The sequence below is a fragment of the Myroides sp. LoEW2-1 genome, assembly GCF_009767705.1.
GTDB lineage: Bacteria > Bacteroidota > Bacteroidia > Flavobacteriales > Flavobacteriaceae > Flavobacterium > Flavobacterium album_A.
Window position 1 is genome coordinate 1 of record NZ_WSPP01000240.1, and the last position, 17,330, is coordinate 17,330.

A 17,330-nucleotide genomic window follows, 5' to 3' on the forward strand; every position below is an offset into this window, starting at 1 on the left:
AAAGAAGACAGTTGTATAATCAACAAAAATTAATAAATTTATAACTAAAACACTATCTTATGCTTACGTCCTAAAAGTCTACATTAGTTTGAAGACATACAATGGAAATTTAAATTATCATTATAAGAAAATAGGTGCGTTTGAGATTGAAAACCAATATCTCCAACCTGTTTATTACAGGGCTCCAAAAAAAACTGCTTACGCAGGAAACTTGAAAGTAACGCAAGATATATCGCTTCCAAATTCCTATTCAGTACAGATTTACTCTCAATTTATGACCAAAGATATATTACCACAAGCTGAAATAAAAAAGAGATACAGTATAGATACGTCTATAAAAAAAGTATTCGATTCTAAGAAAGCGGAAGTTTTTTTCAATGCGACTGACATTTTCAATACATTAGTTAACACTAAAATTGTAACTGGAGAAGACTTTTTGCTGGTAAGCACAGACTTTTTCGAGACCCAAGTATTGAGGTTAGGTATAAGCTACAGATTTTAAAATTGGCGATGCCTCCGAAGTCTATTATTACTTTTGCTCAAAACGCTTTGAAATTGCCAGTTTGGACTGATAGCAACAAAGGAATAGCAAGCTATTTCTGAGGTGTTTTAAGGGAGAAGATGGCTGTTTCAAAGTGAAATAACGAAAAAGCTAAGCACTTGTATGTAATCATATCTCAGTCGAGCTATTACTTTCTATTTATTGTATATCTTTGAGCAGTTAGAGCGATTGTATCTGTCTGTATTTTTCCGAAATTTCTACAATCTGACTTGCGTCTACAATATTATGAATAAGTTTTTTTTGTACACTTTGTTAACCCTGCTTTTTGTGTCACTCCATGACGCATCCAAAGCAATGCAGGAAAACACCATAGAAAACCTATTAAGTGCGGCCTTTCAAGATAGGTTGAGAATGGATTCAGAGTCAAATCTTTTCCATCTAGAGGAAGCTGAAAAACAGATCGACAAAAATACGCCATTTCTAACACTTGCAAAACTCTATTCGGAGCTATCAAAGCACCATTTAGTCAATGGCGAATTTGATAAGGCTAAACTTTATCTTAATAAAGGAGATAGTATATCCAATCTATGTACAGGCCAACTACCTCAAGCCTATGCTTTTTTTGCATGGGCCACATATTATAACTTTTTAGACATTGCAGACCTTGCTGTAGAGAACCTACAAAGTACTTTGGATATCTTAAATGTTGAGGATGATTTAATGTTGAGAACCAGAGTGTACTACACGCTTTACGGTGTATATTCTTCGTGGGAAGATGAAAATATTTCCGCTCAATATGCGCAGAAAGCTATTTCATCCGCCAAAGAATCGGAATATTATGAGTTGTTAGCAAATGCACTATCCGGAAAGGCAACAACCATGGAGTATGCATACCGGAATACAGAAAACAGCGTTTATTTAGACAGTATTCCGATTTATCTTAAAGCATCCATCCGTCTTTATGAACAACATCCTGACAAGGTTGGAGTACGCACTTATGCCATTGCCAACTTAAATATTGCCAATTATTTTTTTAAACATAAGGATCTCTCTCTCAAGCAAACCCAAGACAGTATCCTGTACTACTCCCTTCTGACTAAAAAAATTGCAGAGAGCTTTGATAAAAACTACGAAATACGAAGTAATGTAAATGGTCTATTGGCAGAAATTGCAATTGAACAGAATGATCTAAGACAAGCCGAAAGACTGCTGCTAGAAGCATATAACTTTTTGAATACGACCCCTACACCATCCTTCTACACATTCGGCAATGTTGCTGGAGGGCTTAGTAAAGTTTATGAGAAGATTGGAAACAACAAAAAAGCGTTGTTCTATTTGCAAGAAAAGCAAAGATATGACAAGATTTATTTTGATAGTGAGCAAGCGTATCAAGCGACTAAACTGGACGCACAGTATGAAAACAAACGACTGAAAGAAAGTATGCTGCTCATCCAACAAACTGCCAAATCCAGGCAAGAACTAAACTTTCTGATGACAGGGATTATTGGACTTTTACTTGTGTCTTCTACTTTAGGGTATCTGTTTTTTAAAAACAGAGTACAACTTCAGAAAGAAGAACAAGGTCGCTTAAAGGCCGAACAAGCCCTTCTGATGCTACAGCAGAAGCAAATGCAAAAAGAAGTGATGACACGCAGCTTACAGGTCGAAAGAAAAAACGCGTTGTTACAGAAAATGAGAAATACGCTTATTGAGAGGAATGATTCCTACCCAGCTCAAGAATATGACAAAGTATTGCGCAATGAAATGCACATTGAGAAAGCTTTAGAAAAAAATCTCGTAGAATTTCAAGATATAAATCCTTTGTTTTTTGAAAAAATAAATACATTGGCAGAAACTAAGCTGACTCCACTTGATCTAAAATACTGTGCATATATTCACCTCAAATTATCAAATAAAGAATTGGCTCAGATATTTAACGTATCACCAAACAGTATTCGAGTAACAAAGTACCGCTTAAAACAAAAGCTGGGATTAGACAAGAATGTTGATTTAAATGAGTTTTTACAAGAAATTTAATAAAAACAACAGCGGCTTAATAATCAACAAAATACAGTTTATAAATTCTCGACTACTCCCTCTATTACTTGCACTGTATACGACTTGTAACGCATTTTTTTGAATAAAAACCATTGAGGACACTATGTTTGCATAGAAATAATCAAGTGTAGCACATTTAAGAAAAACGAATTGCAGAAGGTAATCACTATAATTCTTATGCTAATTTGCAACCTGATCTTAGGACAGGAAAAAATTTATAGACTGGTTTCTAAAAAAGAAAATGCACATATGAATTACGGCGCATTTAAAAAGTTACACGATTATTTGGTTTTAAAGGTATATCCTAAATCTGAATTGATTGTCAATGGATTTAAGTACACAAAGGAATGGGCAGAACCACCGGCAATTTTTGAATTGCATGAAGTAAGCCAAACGAGACATAAATTAACGGAAGAATTCGAAATAAACTCACACAAAATGAAACTCGCTGAACAAGAATATACAATTGAGCGGCTAAAAGAATTAAAAGATAACGGGATATTAATATTGAATTAATATAAAGTGAGTATTATATCCAAATTTTATAAAAAGATGGATGGCACACAAAACATCCTTTTATCGAGTAATAATTGATAGAATAACATATGAAACGATTAGGAATAATTTATTTATTGTCTGTTGCAATTGTTAGTTTGAACTCTTGCGACTATGTAAAAAAAGCAGTCGAAGACACCTTTAACAATCAAGAAGATTCGCAAGAGAATCTAAAAGATACTTTTCACAACCCTTTTAGCTCGAAGCTCAGAGCACAAAACCAAACGATTGAAAAATACCGTGAGCTCATCCAGGGGTTATATCCAACACTTGATAGCCTAAAGTTTGATTACACCATGGCAATGCTGACGCATGAAATCGAGAAATGGAACAGAACTGAGATATCCTTACTTTTCCAACCTGAAAGATTGGATGAAATCCAAGCCGAATTATATACAGTGTTAAATACGGAAGACATACTGTTATACTCTTCTCCCTTATTTGTAGAGCACCAAAGAGTACGTTTGCCTATTGTCAATCCGTCAAACCCCAACGAAGTAGATTGGTATTGGTATGAAAGCAAAACCGGAAAATGGGCAAAAAAAGATCCTGTAAAATTAACTAGTAGAGACTTGCAGAATATGGAGGGAAATTCCTATCCGCTCGCCACTATCAAGTTACGTACTGCCCATCAGGTTCTATACGAGGTCATCAATAGGTTTGACGAGATAGGTTTTATAGAGCTCCCTTCTTCGGTAACCTATTACGCGCATCCACACAAACAATATTGGACAATTTCACTAAGAGGTGATCGCGCAGATTACAGCCTGGAAACCGATAGCCAAGGAAAGTTTAAAAAACTGGAAATGAGGTAATGATTCAGCGTATTTAATAGTTTAAACACAAAAGATATGAGTAGAAATTTTTGGCAGTGGTACATCTTCTTTTTCCTTTACATCTTCCCTTTGTTTTTTTCTTATGCTGGAGGATGGAGCTCGGGTGCATGGACGGCGACAATTTCTCTGATGATTGGAATCATCGGTTGGGCATGGTTGATCAAAGTACAGTTCCGAAAGTATGTCAGTAAGCCCAAGCTATTGCTGAAAGAAGCTCAAGAGCTACAGAGAAGCGGAAAGGTTGTAGATGCAAAAATCAATGAGATCATCACAAAAAAAGAAACCAAAGAAGGAGATTTCATGACCGAAGTAATGGTGTCTTTTCCCAATTTGGCGGGTACCGAAATCACTACTTCTTTTGATTTTCTTGATAGCAAGCCACATTTAAAGAGATATGAAGTTGGGAAACAACTCCCCCTCAGACTAAACACACAAAAAAGTGCAGAAATTCCATGGATACTAGGCGAGGGAGATTATTTTGCTACCAAATCGAAAATGCGTTGGCTTTATCTATTTACTATTGTGTATGCCATTGCAGTATTTATAGTCAATCATTTGGTCTTTAGCAATGGAAAAGGATGGCGCTGGCTTTCGCTATGGCACCCTTGGGTCTGGACTCCATATTTTGGGCTTATAACTGAATTAGCAATTAACAAAATTTTCAGCCGAATGGGAGGTGGACTTAATCATAAAAGTTCCTATGAGTTGTTTCTACACGGTTTGGAAACCAAAGGATATATTACGAAAATTAATCAGACCGGGACATTCATCAATGAGCAACCTGAAATGCGCATCCACATCAACTATACCGATAAAGACGGTAAGACACATTACTTAGAGAAAAAGAAAGTAGTATTACTCTCAGACATACACGCATACCAAGTAGGAGAAGTTAATCTACTCTACCTGCCGGATAGTCCACAAACTATAGAGTTCATATGATCAATTGTTAAAACTATAAAGCTGAGTTCGATTATTATTTTTTACTCAGAACGCTTTGAAATTGTCAGATTCGACTGATAACAACGAAGGAATAGCGGGCTATTTCTAGGCGTTTTCAGGAAGAAGATGGCTGTTTCAAAGTGAAACAACAAAAAAGCTAATCAAGTAAACACGCTATGCTGTGTTGCCTCTGCCAATAAATTCTTTCCCTCATGCAGTCCCTGTTTAAAAAAATGAAAGCATTCCTCATCATTATTAAAACTCTATCGCTTCCGCTAATCTAAAAGGAAGCAACTCCCCCTCCTGATCTATATAAAAGTAATCTTTACCTATCCTGGCCAACAAAGGGAAATGTACAGGTGTTTCATCTCTTGAATACCACGAATGCCAAATGTCGCCTGCATATACCTCATCCAGTATCAAAGGTATGAGCTCCTTGCCATTGGCATTCAGTAATCCGTAATAATTGTCATTCTTGACCAGATAAGCCTTGCCATTGGCAATGGACTTCACCTCATCATATTGCGGCTCTACAAGGATTTCGCCCAAGTGCGATAACAAGCCATACAAATCTTTCCCTCTACGACGGTTAAATTCTTTTATCTGAAAGCCATCTTCATTCACTTCATGTTGCGAAAGCTCTACAGGAGGATCTTCACTGTAAAACTCTTTGGAGGTTAATGGAAATCCTTCTGGTGTTGTATAAATGGTTTTCCATCGCTTTGTATATTCTTGCAGAGTCAGAAGTTTATATCCTTCAGCATTTGTATAAATCTTGTCATACAAAGCAGGGATTACCTCTTGACCCATTTCATCTATAAACCCGTACTTCCCATCTTTACTAGTCAAAGCTAGGCCATGTTTAAAAGAGAGGATAAAATCATAAGCTTCAGAAACAATTTGACCTTTCTTCCAATCATACAAGAAGCTCCCTGTAGTGTCGCTCACTATTAGTAACGGGTCACGTCCTGAAGCTAATACTTCTAAAAAGTCCAAATCGAGCGGTTCTTGCTGTTCCACATTCCACCAGCTTACCCTATACTGTTCTTCTCTAGGTTTCGTAAGCTTCAGTAAACTCTCCGAACCTTCCGCCTTTGAAATATACAGATAATCTGGTGCCAGTACTTCTATTGAAGTTTCTATATCAAACAGCCCATACTTTCCCTCTTTTTTTACTTTAAATAAAGATGCCGTGACAAACTCAATATCATCATAAGTGATGGGTATCAACTTCTTGCCATATAGATCCATCAATCCTTTTACGACTTGTTCAGAGACCGCTCTGCTCTTCTGTTCCACAAGCATATAGGACTGTAAAGAATCTGGTGTGTGGTAAAGCTTTATTCCTGAGTAAGTGAGGTCTATCCTTTTCCCTTCTTCTCTGAAATACCATCCCATCAGGTTGTTTTGTTCTACTCCAAAAAGCTGTGTTCCTTTTAGCGAACCTCCTTTTATTTCCATGTTGCGGGTATAGATATGCTCATAGTTAGGTTCTACCAACATGTTTCCCGATAGGTCATGCAATCCAGTTGTTCTTTTTTCTTCATTATGACCTATAAAAAACAACTTATCTCTTAACGTAATAGAATGGTACAAGTCTGGCTTTATCAGGATTTCCCCTGCGCTATCTATCACTCCGGCTTTCTGATTGGATTTGACCACTATATAATTACCATCATAAAAACGGTCATAGAGTCCTTCTATTCCCTCGTATTCAAAATCACTTATCTGTGCTCCATCCGAATTGACCAAGGCATATTTTCCACCTTTTTTTAACGCTAAAAAACCATTGACTAGTTTCGATTCCTGATAGTCTGCCTCAAAATACTCTTTTCCTGAAGCGATATTGATAATCAATTCCCGATTCTCTTTGGTCAGATTGGATACCCAATTACCACTTCGCATTCCTTGGTGTCCCGGAAATTCATATTCAAAGGGTAACAACGTTTTATTTTCAAAACTGACTATACCCCATTTACCATCCAGCAAAGCATAAACATAATCAGGCTTCGATCCGCATCCACCACAATAATCCAATTTGTCATATTGAATAGGAACGACAATATCATTCTTTTCTTTGCTATAAACACCCCACTTTTCACTCTCTTTTACTGCAAAGTACGTATTGCCATCCAGAGGTATCGCATCGTCATAGTGTGCAGGTAGCACGATACTCCCCCAATCATCGATATATCCCATTTTACCTCCTACGAAGATTTCGAATAAAGGAATACGTGTTTTTTCTATTCGATCGTATTCAGCGGGCAACAACCATGTTCCGTCTTCTGCATTCACTAGCCCTACTTTATTATTCCTATGTACGAAATATAGAGTGGTTGAATTATCTTTCTCATTGGAAGTCTTCACTTCTGTATTATCGCTTTCCACGGCTTGATGTTCGTGTAGGATCTCATCAAATTGATAGGCTCCCTTGGAATCGATATAACTCATCTTTTCTCCTTGCTGAACTTTTGCCCAAGGGGTTTTGAAAGGTGAACCCCCTGTGTATTTTTGGGGATAGGGTTTGACAACACTAACTAAGCTATCCCGCTGGTTCTGATCTACTTCAAAGGGCTGAGGATCCAAAATACCTTTGGATTTTAATTCCTCCAAGCTTTCTACAGCAACAATTTCATAGCCCTTAGGAGGAGCAGTACGAACGGAATCCATAGATATAGGATTGATTTCTACGACTTCTGTATTAAAATAATATTTATGCGATTCGGCTCCGATATCTTTAATAGTCGTCAACAGCGGCAAACCCGGTATATCATAGCCTGAAAAGTGACTGAGGTATTCATTAAACCAATGAGGAAAATCGGGTGTGTACCAAACGTCTACCGAGAATCCCGGATCTACATCTTTATATTTTTTGAGATAAGCCACATAGCTGACTCGCTTTGCTTTTAAGCCCAATATATTTTTCGTTTCTTTCGGATGCTTATTCAGATCCTTAATGGCGGTCCCGAGATGGTGTTTGATTTTCACCTCTTTTAGAAAGGTTTTGTAAGGCATCTTAATTGCGAAATTTTCGTCATTATTGAACGTATACACATAAAAAGACGTTCCCTCACGTTGGATGATGGTATTGTCTGACTCAAAAATTCCTTCAAAAGAATTGTAAGTATCCGCAGAAATAACCTCTCTAATCCGTAGATTTTCTGTGCTTTTGTTCTCTTCTTCTATCTCTCTGATTTCGGACTTACTCGCTCCTTCATAGGGTGTTAAATATATTTTAGAGAGGACTTCCCATGCTTGGACTTTTGATTTTTTCTGTCCCATTGTTATAATGCTTGAGCATAGAAATAGACAGAGCAGTATTGTTTTTTTCATTGTTACTTGTTTACTATTTTACATATCTCCATTTCAGGTTAAATACCCTTTATGGCAGATTTCTTTTTTAAATATATTTACTAGAATATCCATTTTGTCGTCAAAAAAATCAACCTTTCCAGGGCTTCCTGAATAGGATAAAAGACACATTGGATCTCTATTTTTTATACTAAAATGAACTTTGAGTTCGGAGTAATAACCGATGCGTCCATCGTCTATATTGGTTATGCTGAAAAATGATATTTCATTCCAATCGAGTATATGAATCTGGTTTTGGCCTATAAAACCAATGCAAGCATTCACATCATCTCGCCAGATCATTACGTCGTTATTCAGTTCGAGCTCTATTTTATGGAGATAAGTCTCTACATCCAAGGACCCACAACTTGCTAAGGAAAGTTTCTCTTCGTTTAAAATGATGTGTTGTGATGCCTGCATATATTTTTTGTAGTCTTCTTTGAAAAAATAGGATATGTTTTTTGAATTCCAAAAAACCACATTGACAAAGCTTCCTCCCGTATAGCTTTCTCTTGATAAGACTATTTTCAAATCTCCATATTGCATCACAATTTTTACCATTTCCAGCTTCTTATCTGCATAGAGTATATCAGGAGCGGTGATCTGCATTGTGCCTATAGTGCTTACTACAAAATCATTTGTTTCTTTCCCATAATAAGAATTTTTGGGTATCCCACCTTGGCTTTCAAATAAACGAATTAATTCTGCCAACAAAGCCTTAGAGTCTAGAGTATGACATTGGGTGTAAAAGGAGGAAATTGGCTTATAAGAGTTTATAGAGAACTTGTCAGAAATAAAAAAATCATGAAAAACTAACTTTCCAATACGAACAGGGGCTTGTATTTTCACTTCATGTGTTCCTTCTTGTATTAAAAGATCATGATATCTATCAAAGAAATCTTTTTGCGCCATATCCCAATGCACAAAATCTTTGTTTGCTGATTGTATCTCAAATCCTTTATTGCTTAGGTTGCTTTTATCAAAAAGAATGGTAAAAGTAGTCATGTATTAGATTTTACTCGTCAAAAATTAAGGAATCTAGTAACTCTTTAGCTGTGGTAATTTCATATTCCTCCAAATAAATGGGCTGAAAATGTCCTGTCCCGGTATAGATTTCATCGATAAATTCATCGGTAGAAGCTTGATACACTGTTCTTTTCTCAGTGAATTTTCCGGCAAGCAAATCGATAGTCGTAACTACTTTATACCCATGACCTGGTGGACTGTTTCTGTTATCAATAACAATTTTACTCAATCGTATTCTCTTCTGTTTCTCGTCATAATAAAAATGAGCATCTGTAATCAACGGTAATTTCATAACATACAGTCGAAAACTTTGCTTTTCCTGAATCAACAGGTAGCTGTATATTTTTAAGGGATCGAAAAGAAAAGAAGTGTGTACGCTCTGATTCGCTTGTGTAGAAAGCAGGACTTCCAACCTTCCTTTGTCTATATCAAACCAAACGGTATCTGTGATCCCATCTTTATCCAGATCAAACGCTAATTCCTGAACTTGAAGTTGTGCAAGTGCGTTATCTATTCCTATAACCGTTATAAAAAGAAGATGAAATAATAAAACCTTTTGTTTCATTCTATAGTTTATTTTATTAATGCGGTTAAGAGTAAGATTAAACCAAAAACAAGAAGGAGTATGGCATAGAGATAAACGGGTGGATTGTTTTTTCGTTTTCTTGCTTTTTCCATTTTAGCTAAGGCTTTAAAATAGGATTCGGACAATTCGCCTTGCGTATCCAAAGCCTTCATCTGATCCATGAAATGGAGTATAAAACTAAAATATGTCTCTGCCTCTTTTTTCCCTTCTTCATTGTTTTTGGAGAGTAGATCATAAGCTATTATAGCATCGTCTTTTAATCGAATTTTTAACCCTGGTGCTGGATTATCCCAATTCAACCAAGTGAACTTTAGGTCTATCCAATAGGAGTGAATTTTTGCATAGCGAATATCTCCAAATACTTTGGATTGTATTCCCGATGGAGACAGAGTTACGGTTTCGCGCCCTTGGCGTGTAGATTGAACAATCTTAAAAACACAATACCCACAAATCATTACTATCAAGATGATAATAAGGAAAGTAGTCGATTCTATATAACTAGAGTTTTTGGTCAAAAAAAACTTGTCAATAAAGAGTAAGGATATGAGCAGTGCAAATCCACCTATAATAGTTCCAAGTAGTCTGTAAATGTATTTGGCTTTGATCGATCTAAATTTAAAACTTGCTTTTTCCATTTATTTGATTTTTCATAGTTCTATTTCCATGTACTCCTGTACTATTTGCTTCGTATAGGATCCGGGAATCGGAAGTTCTGTTACAGCCAATTTTATTGGATAGTTTCCAATCTGTATTATCATTTGTGGTCTATCTAATTTGATGATTCCTTTGTATTTAACTTTCAATCCTACCTCAAAAACAAAGGCAAAAGTAATTGTTCCGGATACTGTTACCTGTTTTTGTGTTCCCTGCATTAATTCCTGCTTTTGTTCCGAGAGCTGGATATAACGCACTCCATAACACAGCAGAGAGTGAGGGAGTCTAGTGATTTCTACTTCAGCATTTGTCAATATAGCTGAATTGATTATCCTATATCCTCCAGAAATGAGATAACTAAAATCAACGGAAACTTCCTCACCATTATCAAACTTGAAACTGAATCCTTGCCTGCGTCCACCTACTCCGACCAGCCGCCCTCGGATCACTTCTTTTTTAGAGTGTATTTTATCTTTTTCAAACAATATTGCTTTCTTGCGATATGCCAAGAACATCCATCGAAAAGCAAATATCGTAATCCATACCGTGAAGATAGCAAGCGTGCCAAAAATTAATACTACTAATCCTAAATCAATGATCTCCGCATCTTTTATGCTGTAACGATTTGACCGTATTTCATCATAAACCAAACGAATAAGGAGGTAGCTTAAGTAAGTTAAACAACCAGTAAGTATCAGACCTACCCACTTATTTGCTTGCGCAGAACGATAACGCATGATTAAGTCTTTTCTTTCTTTTTTGCTAAGTGTTTGTTTGTTTCTAATCATTTTTTATCTATTTTCAACTCAAATGTAAACTCACAGTCTCTACCTTCAGGATGAACTATCCGAATGTATTTCTTTTGAGATTCTTCATCCACCTCAAAATAAACTATACTGTTTTTAGCTATAGATTGTCCATTAAGTTTTGTGTTCTCGGCAATATGTGCCTGAATTGGCTTTCCCTCTTTGCTGAGAACAATTTCTCCACACACGGGCAACTCTGCTATATATTGGACATCCAGCAGATGACCTCTTATAGTTTCTTCCCTTAGATACACACTCCAATCTTTATCAAAAACAAACCCAAAAAAATCTGTAGATTCTGAAAGTGTTACCCACCAAATATCGTCTAAAGTAGCGTGTTCTTTTTTCTTAACATCAAATCTATTGCGCCATCTTATGCGTGTCCCTTTGGGTAAAGAAAGCCTAGGAAAGTCTAAATCTGTATCCAACACCGTGTTTTGTGTACGCTCTAGCTTACGATCATTGAGTTCCGCCCGCCATTTATAAAACACCTGATTGTCTAAATAAACGTAAGCACCATATATTCCTAGTATCAGGATTAATCCACCTATAAAGATCAGGAAGCCACTTCCTATCTTACCGCCTAAAGAAGTAGTAACTATAAACCACCTTTTAGCTAAGAATAGTAACAGCCCTCCTATTAAGAGGTAAACATACCAGAGCGTAATGGCAAAGTAATAGATCAAGTATAATATTCCTACCATAGTTTTCTTAATTCAGCTTATTCAATTTTTTTAAATATTACAAATCCCTGTGAGGGGATGCTCTCAAAAAGCACGATATAAGTTTGAGGAAGCACAACGTCTTTAATTCTATCAAATTTAATATCTTCATACAAAAACCAAGACTGCTCTTGATAGGGTACAGATATGCCTTCTGCTTGTGGGAAGTTTTGTGTGAAGTATCGACTGCTCCAATCTGCAGAAGAGGTTGTAAGTTTTTTGTCACTCTGTTTGTCAAACACATGGAATCTTACGGTTTGTATTTCGGAGTCATCTGTTTCAGGCTCTACAGTCAACTTGATATAATATTCTTCCAAAAAATCATCTAATATAAAGCTAGTTTGCACTTTTGCCAACTTAAGCATACCTAATACGATAATTAAAGTAGTTAACCAATGGGAACCTATATATAGTGTTTGTTTTCTCATTCGAATACTTATTGATTTTTATGTGATGTCCCTTTAATACGCTTTCTTATTTCTATTGTCTCTTGCAATTCTTTTATTGAAGAATCTGTGATTTCCTCTGGGGGAGTTTCAACTGGATCCCCATTTCCGTTATGCTTATACAGATGAAATGAAAAAGTAATATCTTGATCATTATTTAAAAATTCGACAATAGTTTTTGAGGCTATTTGAAAACTTTCTAGATCCATTCCTTCACTTTCCATAGCTATAAGATACCATTTCGGTTGAGAAGCTTGTAGCTGTTTAGAATGGCTGCGATTGTTAAACATGGGTGCATGTCGATACAGCTGCTTTTTAAGTTCTGCTTCGGATTCGAAAATAAAATGTCCAACAAATTGTAAACCTAAGTTTGAGGCAGTCTCTTTTTCCTCGCTATTGTCCAATAGAAACTTGATAGATTTAGGTTCTTTTGGCTTTCCTATTCCAGAGCTTTTAAGTTGTTTCCAAACTCCATTTTCATTTTCTAGAGACAGATAGAAGTTTCTCTCTTTCGGATGAGTCAAAAAGTTCAGGATCTGCGTATCTGTATTCAGTGCGTTCAACTGATCTAGCTCCTCAATTTTTGTACTCTTGATATAGGGAACTAAGTGAAGCTTGGCTAAGCTATCGTTGGTGTACATATATATTGCGCCCTCCTCCGCAATTGCATTTCTTAACAATACGGGATACTGGTCTATACGTTGCTGAGAATATGTCATCATATCTCTCATAGGTTTTGTCTTGTAATATTCGATTATTTTACCGCCAAAAAATCGAGCAAACAAGACAAAACCAATAATAAAGCTGAAAGGGATCACAATATTCTTTCGTAGTTTTTTCTTCCGAGCTTTAGCAATTGCCTGAATCGCTGTCTCATATTCGTTTTCCTGCGGTGAAAGAGAAGGAGAGGAGATTGTCTTTTTTGAAGAAAAACTAGTTTCTTTATTCAAATTCTGTTTATAAACCTCCCAATACCTAGTGAAATCAGATAAGAATATTAAGTACTCTTCCAGTTCTGTGTTGTTTTGGTCAGGCTTGGGGTGAAACCGAATGACTTTTTCGTTCTGTAATTTTATTTTTAGAGTTGGAGAAGCCATATTCCAATTTATCCATGGTAAGCTTTGCCTTATGCTGTAGCTATTGATGTCCTCAAATCGGATAATACCGAAGTATTGGGAATTGAAACGATTTGTTCTTAGAATTATCTTTTCAGGTTCTGCATATTTTGCACGAACTTTCCGCCATTTCCAAACACTGTAAATTATATTGCCTGTCATTGACATTAGTACAAAGCCTATTAAGTATAAGATGTAAATAGATTGACCTTGATACTTCAGTAAAAAGATGACAGGGACAACAATCATCAGTAACAAACCTCCAAACAGACTCAGCAAAAAAAAGTAGGTTGGTTGAAGTTGTGTGATATAGAAGCGATATGTTTTTAAGTTTTGCATCCCTTGACTTAGTCGTTTGTTCATACCTCAACTACCATTGTGATGATGTGGTATTAACTAATTAATATGAGCAAAAATATGTTAATAAATAGATATTATTATCATATGAAGCGTCTACAAAGTATCTACATATAAGTTTAATTATTGATTGTTAGTCTTTTACAAGTGTTAAATCGAAGGTCTATTTTTTGTTCTATATTTGACAACAATCAGAAATAGAATGAGAAGAACTTGTTTTTTTTATATATGTTTAATACAGTTCCTATACGTTGTATGGACGCCTACGTTTGCTCAAAAAGCAATAAGTGATTCGCTGGAGGTATTGCTGTCCAATTCTCAGTTAGACACCCAAACTCGAATTTTAAGGTTGTGTCAATTGGCAAATAGCATTTCATTAGCCCACCTTGATAAGGCTATTCAAACTAATAAAAAAGCCATTGTACTAGGCCAAAAACACCAATATACAGACGGTCTCTGCCTCGCATGGTCACAGCAAGTGCAGTTTGAAATGATCCAAAGGGATGGCATAGCTGCTCAGAAAGCTGCTGACAGTATGTTCTACTATGCACAAAATGCATCTAAACTTTATAAAGGAATTGCCTATTTCAGAATGGGCTATTTGCAAAATTTACAAAACAAACCTGAAGAGGCATTTGAAAGTTGGGAAAAAGCTATCCCCATGTTGGAAGAGAATGATGGACAAAAGTACCTGTCAAGTATTTACTACCTAAAGTTCGGAATATATGCGGAGCGCGAAAATCAAAAGGAAGCATCTAGATACGCTGAGCTAGCACTAGAAAGCGCACAAAAAAGCAAAGATATAGACGCCGAGATTAAAGCTTGGCAGATCAAAGGCACCTATGAAGTAGATCTATTCGAGCAAAAGGGGCGCACTATCCATCTTCAGGCTGCGAAAGATGCTTTTGAACAATCTATAGCGCTTTTTAAAAAGCACGAAGATTCCATCAAAAATCCTAGTGCAGTGGCACTATCTGCATTATATCTAGCAAATCTGTGCTTGGAATATGATTCCACCATAAAGAAGGAGGATATAATGAGATATGTGAATCTTGCTTTGCAAACTTCAAAGGAAGTCAATAATATTGAGATGCAGGCCAACGCATATGCAATACTCAGCAAAATCCATATGCAGGCTACCGATTGGGCTGCAGCTGAGCAAGCATTATTGACACAAATGGCTCTTGCAGACTCCCTCCCTTCGCCGAACTACTACCTCGAACTAAATAACCTGGAACTTCTGACTACACTCCAGGAAAAAAAGGGAGATCCTCAACAGGCTTTGGAGTGCTATAAAAAATATGTGGCGACTTATAAAAAGGTTTTCGATTCGGAGCAGGCCGAAACCATTCATCAATTGGAAGCGCAATATGAAAACGAGAAAAAGAGCAAAGAATTGGAATTGCTTCACCAAAAAAATGCATTTCAGATAAGACAGACTTGGTTGTACAGTGCTCTGGCACTTATTACTATAGTAGGATTGTTATTTTTGTTTGTAGCGTATAGGTTTAAACTAAAATATGCTTTAGAGCGGGAAAAGCTTCAAGATGAGGAAGCGGCAAGGCTAAAAGCTGAACAAGCTTTAATCACACAAGAGAAAGAACAATTGCAAAAGGAATTGATGGTCGGGATGCTACAAATAGAACGTGGTGCAGAATCGCTTAAGGAGCTAAAGGAAAGAATAGAAACTGCCAAGAGCCAACATCCTCAACTTAGTAAATTTATCAAAGGAGAACTGAAAATCAACAGTGATTTTGACCTGATCCGCTCAGAAATACAAGATATTCACCCAGATTTTTTCAAGCAATTACAGGATAAAGCCTCTGAAAAACTAACCCAAACCGATCTGCGCTATTGTGCTTATTTTTCCCTCCAATTTTCCACCAAGCAAATAGCCGAACTCTTAAATGTTGCACCCAAAAGTGTCCGCATGGCAAAATATCGTTTGAAACAAAAATTTGAATTGGATAAGGAAGATGATTTCGATGCTTTTCTTCAGGGTTTGTCGTAATTCATCAATTAACTTCCTTAATTTCAATTTCTTTAAGCGCTCTTTTGTTGAAGGAATAATATCATCATATTCTTCATAATTTTCAATCACACTTTCCAACATATTCTTTGCCAGCAGTTTATTGCCTTTGGTAGCATACGTGTCCGCAATCAAGATGAAACTCTTGGCCACACCCAGTAATCATGCTCCTCCATATTATTGACCAGATCAAAGACCATTTCCTGAGCTTTGTCCTACTGTTTGTTTTTATACTGTAGTCGTCCTATACGATAACGTGCCTCTGCATCAATAACTGTCTTGCTTATCATTGTCGCCAATTCTGTTTTACTTCATAACAAACGCTTTATCTCCTTTCTTTAGCAATGCCTGTGCACTGTACAAATGTGCCCTAGCTATGTCTTCCTCAGATAGTCGATCAGAATTCTCTATCAAATACACATACTTCTCCACTTGATCCAAGTCTCCTATATGTAGGTAATATTTCATCTTCAAGTTCTGATGTAATCTCCAGTTTTTAGAGGTGCACAATCGCTTCATTATATTCCTCCAAGTTCATGTATAACGCAGCTGCCGTCAGCAAGGTATTCTCTGTATATTTGCTCGTCCAGTCATTCAGAATAATGTTAAGATTCTTTTAGCCATTTTAAAGGCTGCTAAAGTGGTGTTTTCTGTTGACATATCTTTACTCAAACTCCATCCAATAACCTTTCTATCATATAAATCTATTACTGTATGTAGTTAGATAAATAACCCCTTCTTTAACAGCGATATAAGTAATGTCAGACACCCAGGCTTTCCCTGGTTCAGTTTGTGTAAATTGTCTATCTAAAATATTATCAACCACTAAATAATTGTGTTCAGAGTCTGTGGTTATTCTATATCGACGAGCTAATTTACTACGTAATCCTAACTCTTTCATGTACTTAGCAATAGTTAGTTTAGATATGTTACTAATATCGATTTGGATTTTTTTTATACAAATAAATTTGAATCGAAAGAACATTATTTTTACGTTTATAATCAATTACTAATGTGGTTGTTATACAAAGGTGCTAATTACTCTACTGACAATAAATATTTTAAAGGAATTAGTCGATTAGATGAACTGTTTGAACGTGCATGTTACTATCAATTATTTGATACATTTGTTGAACTAGGTTTTACTCCTATCATTGATGATAATATAAATTTTCTGAATGAAGCTAACATTTATGAAAAAGTAGTGTTTGAAAAAAATACCTTTAAAATTACTTTATATTATCAGAGCTTACCTATAAATTTAACAACAATTAAAAAGCATACAAATAATTTAAGACCTGATTTTATTATTGAGTTTGATGATTTATCTTATGTTATATTAGAC

Annotated in this window: 17 protein-coding genes; 7 read left to right on the top strand and 10 right to left on the bottom strand. The window is 36.1% G+C overall.

The window, feature by feature from the left end:
• Window positions 1–88: 88 nt before the first annotated feature.
• From GOQ24_RS12815 to GOQ24_RS12835, 5 genes are all read left to right on the top strand, one after another.
• Window positions 89–502, top strand: a complete 414-nt coding sequence (locus GOQ24_RS12815; RefSeq protein ID WP_160339860.1) for an outer membrane beta-barrel protein — start codon at window positions 89–91, stop codon at window positions 500–502.
• A gap of 327 nt (window positions 503–829) precedes the next feature.
• On the top strand, window positions 830–2,539 hold the full coding sequence (locus GOQ24_RS12820; RefSeq protein ID WP_160339861.1) for a sigma-70 family RNA polymerase sigma factor: 1,710 nt from the start codon (window positions 830–832) through the stop codon (window positions 2,537–2,539).
• A 270-nt stretch (window positions 2,540–2,809) separates the two neighbouring features.
• Window positions 2,810–3,076 carry a hypothetical protein gene (locus GOQ24_RS12825; RefSeq protein ID WP_160339862.1) on the top strand — a complete coding sequence of 89 codons (267 nt, stop codon included), beginning with the start codon at window positions 2,810–2,812 and terminating at the stop codon, window positions 3,074–3,076.
• Between the two features lie 89 nt (window positions 3,077–3,165).
• Window positions 3,166–3,930, top strand: a complete 765-nt coding sequence (locus GOQ24_RS12830; protein WP_160339863.1) for a hypothetical protein — start codon at window positions 3,166–3,168, stop codon at window positions 3,928–3,930.
• 36 nt (window positions 3,931–3,966) lie between these two features.
• On the top strand, window positions 3,967–4,893 hold the full coding sequence (locus GOQ24_RS12835; protein ID WP_160339864.1) for a hypothetical protein: 927 nt from the start codon (window positions 3,967–3,969) through the stop codon (window positions 4,891–4,893).
• 255 nt (window positions 4,894–5,148) lie between these two features.
• Here GOQ24_RS12835 and GOQ24_RS12840 read toward each other — a convergent pair whose 3' ends face one another.
• The 8 genes from GOQ24_RS12840 to GOQ24_RS12875 all read right to left on the bottom strand — a co-directional run bounded on the left by GOQ24_RS12840 (window position 5,149) and on the right by GOQ24_RS12875 (window position 13,962).
• Complete coding sequence (locus tag GOQ24_RS12840) at window positions 5,149–7,779, bottom strand: WG repeat-containing protein (protein ID WP_160339865.1); 2,631 nt, start codon at window positions 7,777–7,779, stop codon at window positions 5,149–5,151.
• A 480-nt stretch (window positions 7,780–8,259) separates the two neighbouring features.
• On the bottom strand, window positions 8,260–9,249 hold the full coding sequence (locus tag GOQ24_RS12845) for a hypothetical protein (protein WP_160339866.1): 990 nt from the start codon (window positions 9,247–9,249) through the stop codon (window positions 8,260–8,262).
• Window positions 9,250–9,259: 10 nt separating this feature from the next.
• Window positions 9,260–9,835 carry a hypothetical protein gene (locus GOQ24_RS12850; RefSeq protein ID WP_160339867.1) on the bottom strand — a complete coding sequence of 192 codons (576 nt, stop codon included), beginning with the start codon at window positions 9,833–9,835 and terminating at the stop codon, window positions 9,260–9,262.
• 8 nt (window positions 9,836–9,843) lie between these two features.
• Window positions 9,844–10,491 (bottom strand): hypothetical protein, encoded by a 648-nt coding sequence (locus GOQ24_RS12855; protein ID WP_160339868.1) that lies wholly within the window; start codon window positions 10,489–10,491, stop codon window positions 9,844–9,846.
• A gap of 12 nt (window positions 10,492–10,503) precedes the next feature.
• Window positions 10,504–11,298 (bottom strand): hypothetical protein, encoded by a 795-nt coding sequence (locus GOQ24_RS12860; protein ID WP_160339869.1) that lies wholly within the window; start codon window positions 11,296–11,298, stop codon window positions 10,504–10,506.
• Complete coding sequence (locus tag GOQ24_RS12865; RefSeq protein ID WP_160339870.1) at window positions 11,295–12,020, bottom strand: hypothetical protein; 726 nt, start codon at window positions 12,018–12,020, stop codon at window positions 11,295–11,297. The genes GOQ24_RS12860 and GOQ24_RS12865 overlap by 4 nt, the downstream gene beginning before the upstream one ends.
• Window positions 12,021–12,037: 17 nt before the next feature.
• The gene (locus tag GOQ24_RS12870) at window positions 12,038–12,466 is read right to left on the bottom strand and encodes a hypothetical protein (RefSeq protein WP_160339871.1); all 429 of its coding nucleotides are present in this window, start codon (window positions 12,464–12,466) and stop codon (window positions 12,038–12,040) included.
• A gap of 8 nt (window positions 12,467–12,474) precedes the next feature.
• Window positions 12,475–13,962, bottom strand: coding sequence for a hypothetical protein (locus GOQ24_RS12875; protein ID WP_160339872.1), 1,488 nt, complete (start codon window positions 13,960–13,962; stop codon window positions 12,475–12,477).
• Between the two features lie 352 nt (window positions 13,963–14,314).
• Between GOQ24_RS12875 and GOQ24_RS12880 the strand changes: the two genes are divergently transcribed.
• A complete protein-coding gene (locus GOQ24_RS12880; RefSeq protein ID WP_160339873.1) occupies window positions 14,315–15,967 on the top strand; it encodes a helix-turn-helix transcriptional regulator in 1,653 nt (550 codons plus the stop codon).
• 324 nt (window positions 15,968–16,291) lie between these two features.
• Here the strand turns inward: GOQ24_RS12880 and GOQ24_RS12885 are convergent, their stop codons facing one another.
• Together GOQ24_RS12885 and GOQ24_RS12890 are read right to left on the bottom strand one after the other, a co-directional pair.
• Window positions 16,292–16,504, bottom strand: coding sequence for a hypothetical protein (locus GOQ24_RS12885; RefSeq protein WP_160339874.1), 213 nt, complete (start codon window positions 16,502–16,504; stop codon window positions 16,292–16,294).
• Between the two features lie 175 nt (window positions 16,505–16,679).
• Window positions 16,680–16,886, bottom strand: a complete 207-nt coding sequence (locus GOQ24_RS12890) for a hypothetical protein (protein ID WP_160339875.1) — start codon at window positions 16,884–16,886, stop codon at window positions 16,680–16,682.
• Window positions 16,887–16,997: 111 nt separating this feature from the next.
• Here GOQ24_RS12890 and GOQ24_RS12895 point away from each other — a divergent pair.
• Window positions 16,998–17,330: hypothetical protein (locus tag GOQ24_RS12895; protein ID WP_160339876.1), on the top strand; the 333-nt coding region annotated here is incomplete at its 3' end.

Bases quoted from the DNA above. Each gene is read 5' to 3' on its own strand.
- GOQ24_RS12875 (WP_160339872.1), bottom strand. From the start codon at position 13,962: ATGAACAAACGACTAAGTCAAGGGATGCAAAACTTAAAAACATATCGC.
- GOQ24_RS12845 (WP_160339866.1), bottom strand. From the start codon at position 9,249: ATGACTACTTTTACCATTCTTTTTGATAAAAGCAACCTAAGCAATAAA.
- GOQ24_RS12885 (WP_160339874.1), bottom strand. From the start codon at position 16,504: ATGAAGCGATTGTGCACCTCTAAAAACTGGAGATTACATCAGAACTTG.
- GOQ24_RS12865 (WP_160339870.1), bottom strand. From the start codon at position 12,020: ATGGTAGGAATATTATACTTGATCTATTACTTTGCCATTACGCTCTGG.
- GOQ24_RS12860 (WP_160339869.1), bottom strand. From the start codon at position 11,298: ATGATTAGAAACAAACAAACACTTAGCAAAAAAGAAAGAAAAGACTTA.
- GOQ24_RS12890 (WP_160339875.1), bottom strand. From the start codon at position 16,886: ATGAAAGAGTTAGGATTACGTAGTAAATTAGCTCGTCGATATAGAATA.
- GOQ24_RS12835 (WP_160339864.1), top strand. From the start codon at position 3,967: ATGAGTAGAAATTTTTGGCAGTGGTACATCTTCTTTTTCCTTTACATC.
- GOQ24_RS12825 (WP_160339862.1), top strand. From the start codon at position 2,810: ATGAATTACGGCGCATTTAAAAAGTTACACGATTATTTGGTTTTAAAG.
- GOQ24_RS12850 (WP_160339867.1), bottom strand. From the start codon at position 9,835: ATGAAACAAAAGGTTTTATTATTTCATCTTCTTTTTATAACGGTTATA.
- GOQ24_RS12870 (WP_160339871.1), bottom strand. From the start codon at position 12,466: ATGAGAAAACAAACACTATATATAGGTTCCCATTGGTTAACTACTTTA.
- GOQ24_RS12830 (WP_160339863.1), top strand. From the start codon at position 3,166: ATGAAACGATTAGGAATAATTTATTTATTGTCTGTTGCAATTGTTAGT.
- GOQ24_RS12855 (WP_160339868.1), bottom strand. From the start codon at position 10,491: ATGGAAAAAGCAAGTTTTAAATTTAGATCGATCAAAGCCAAATACATT.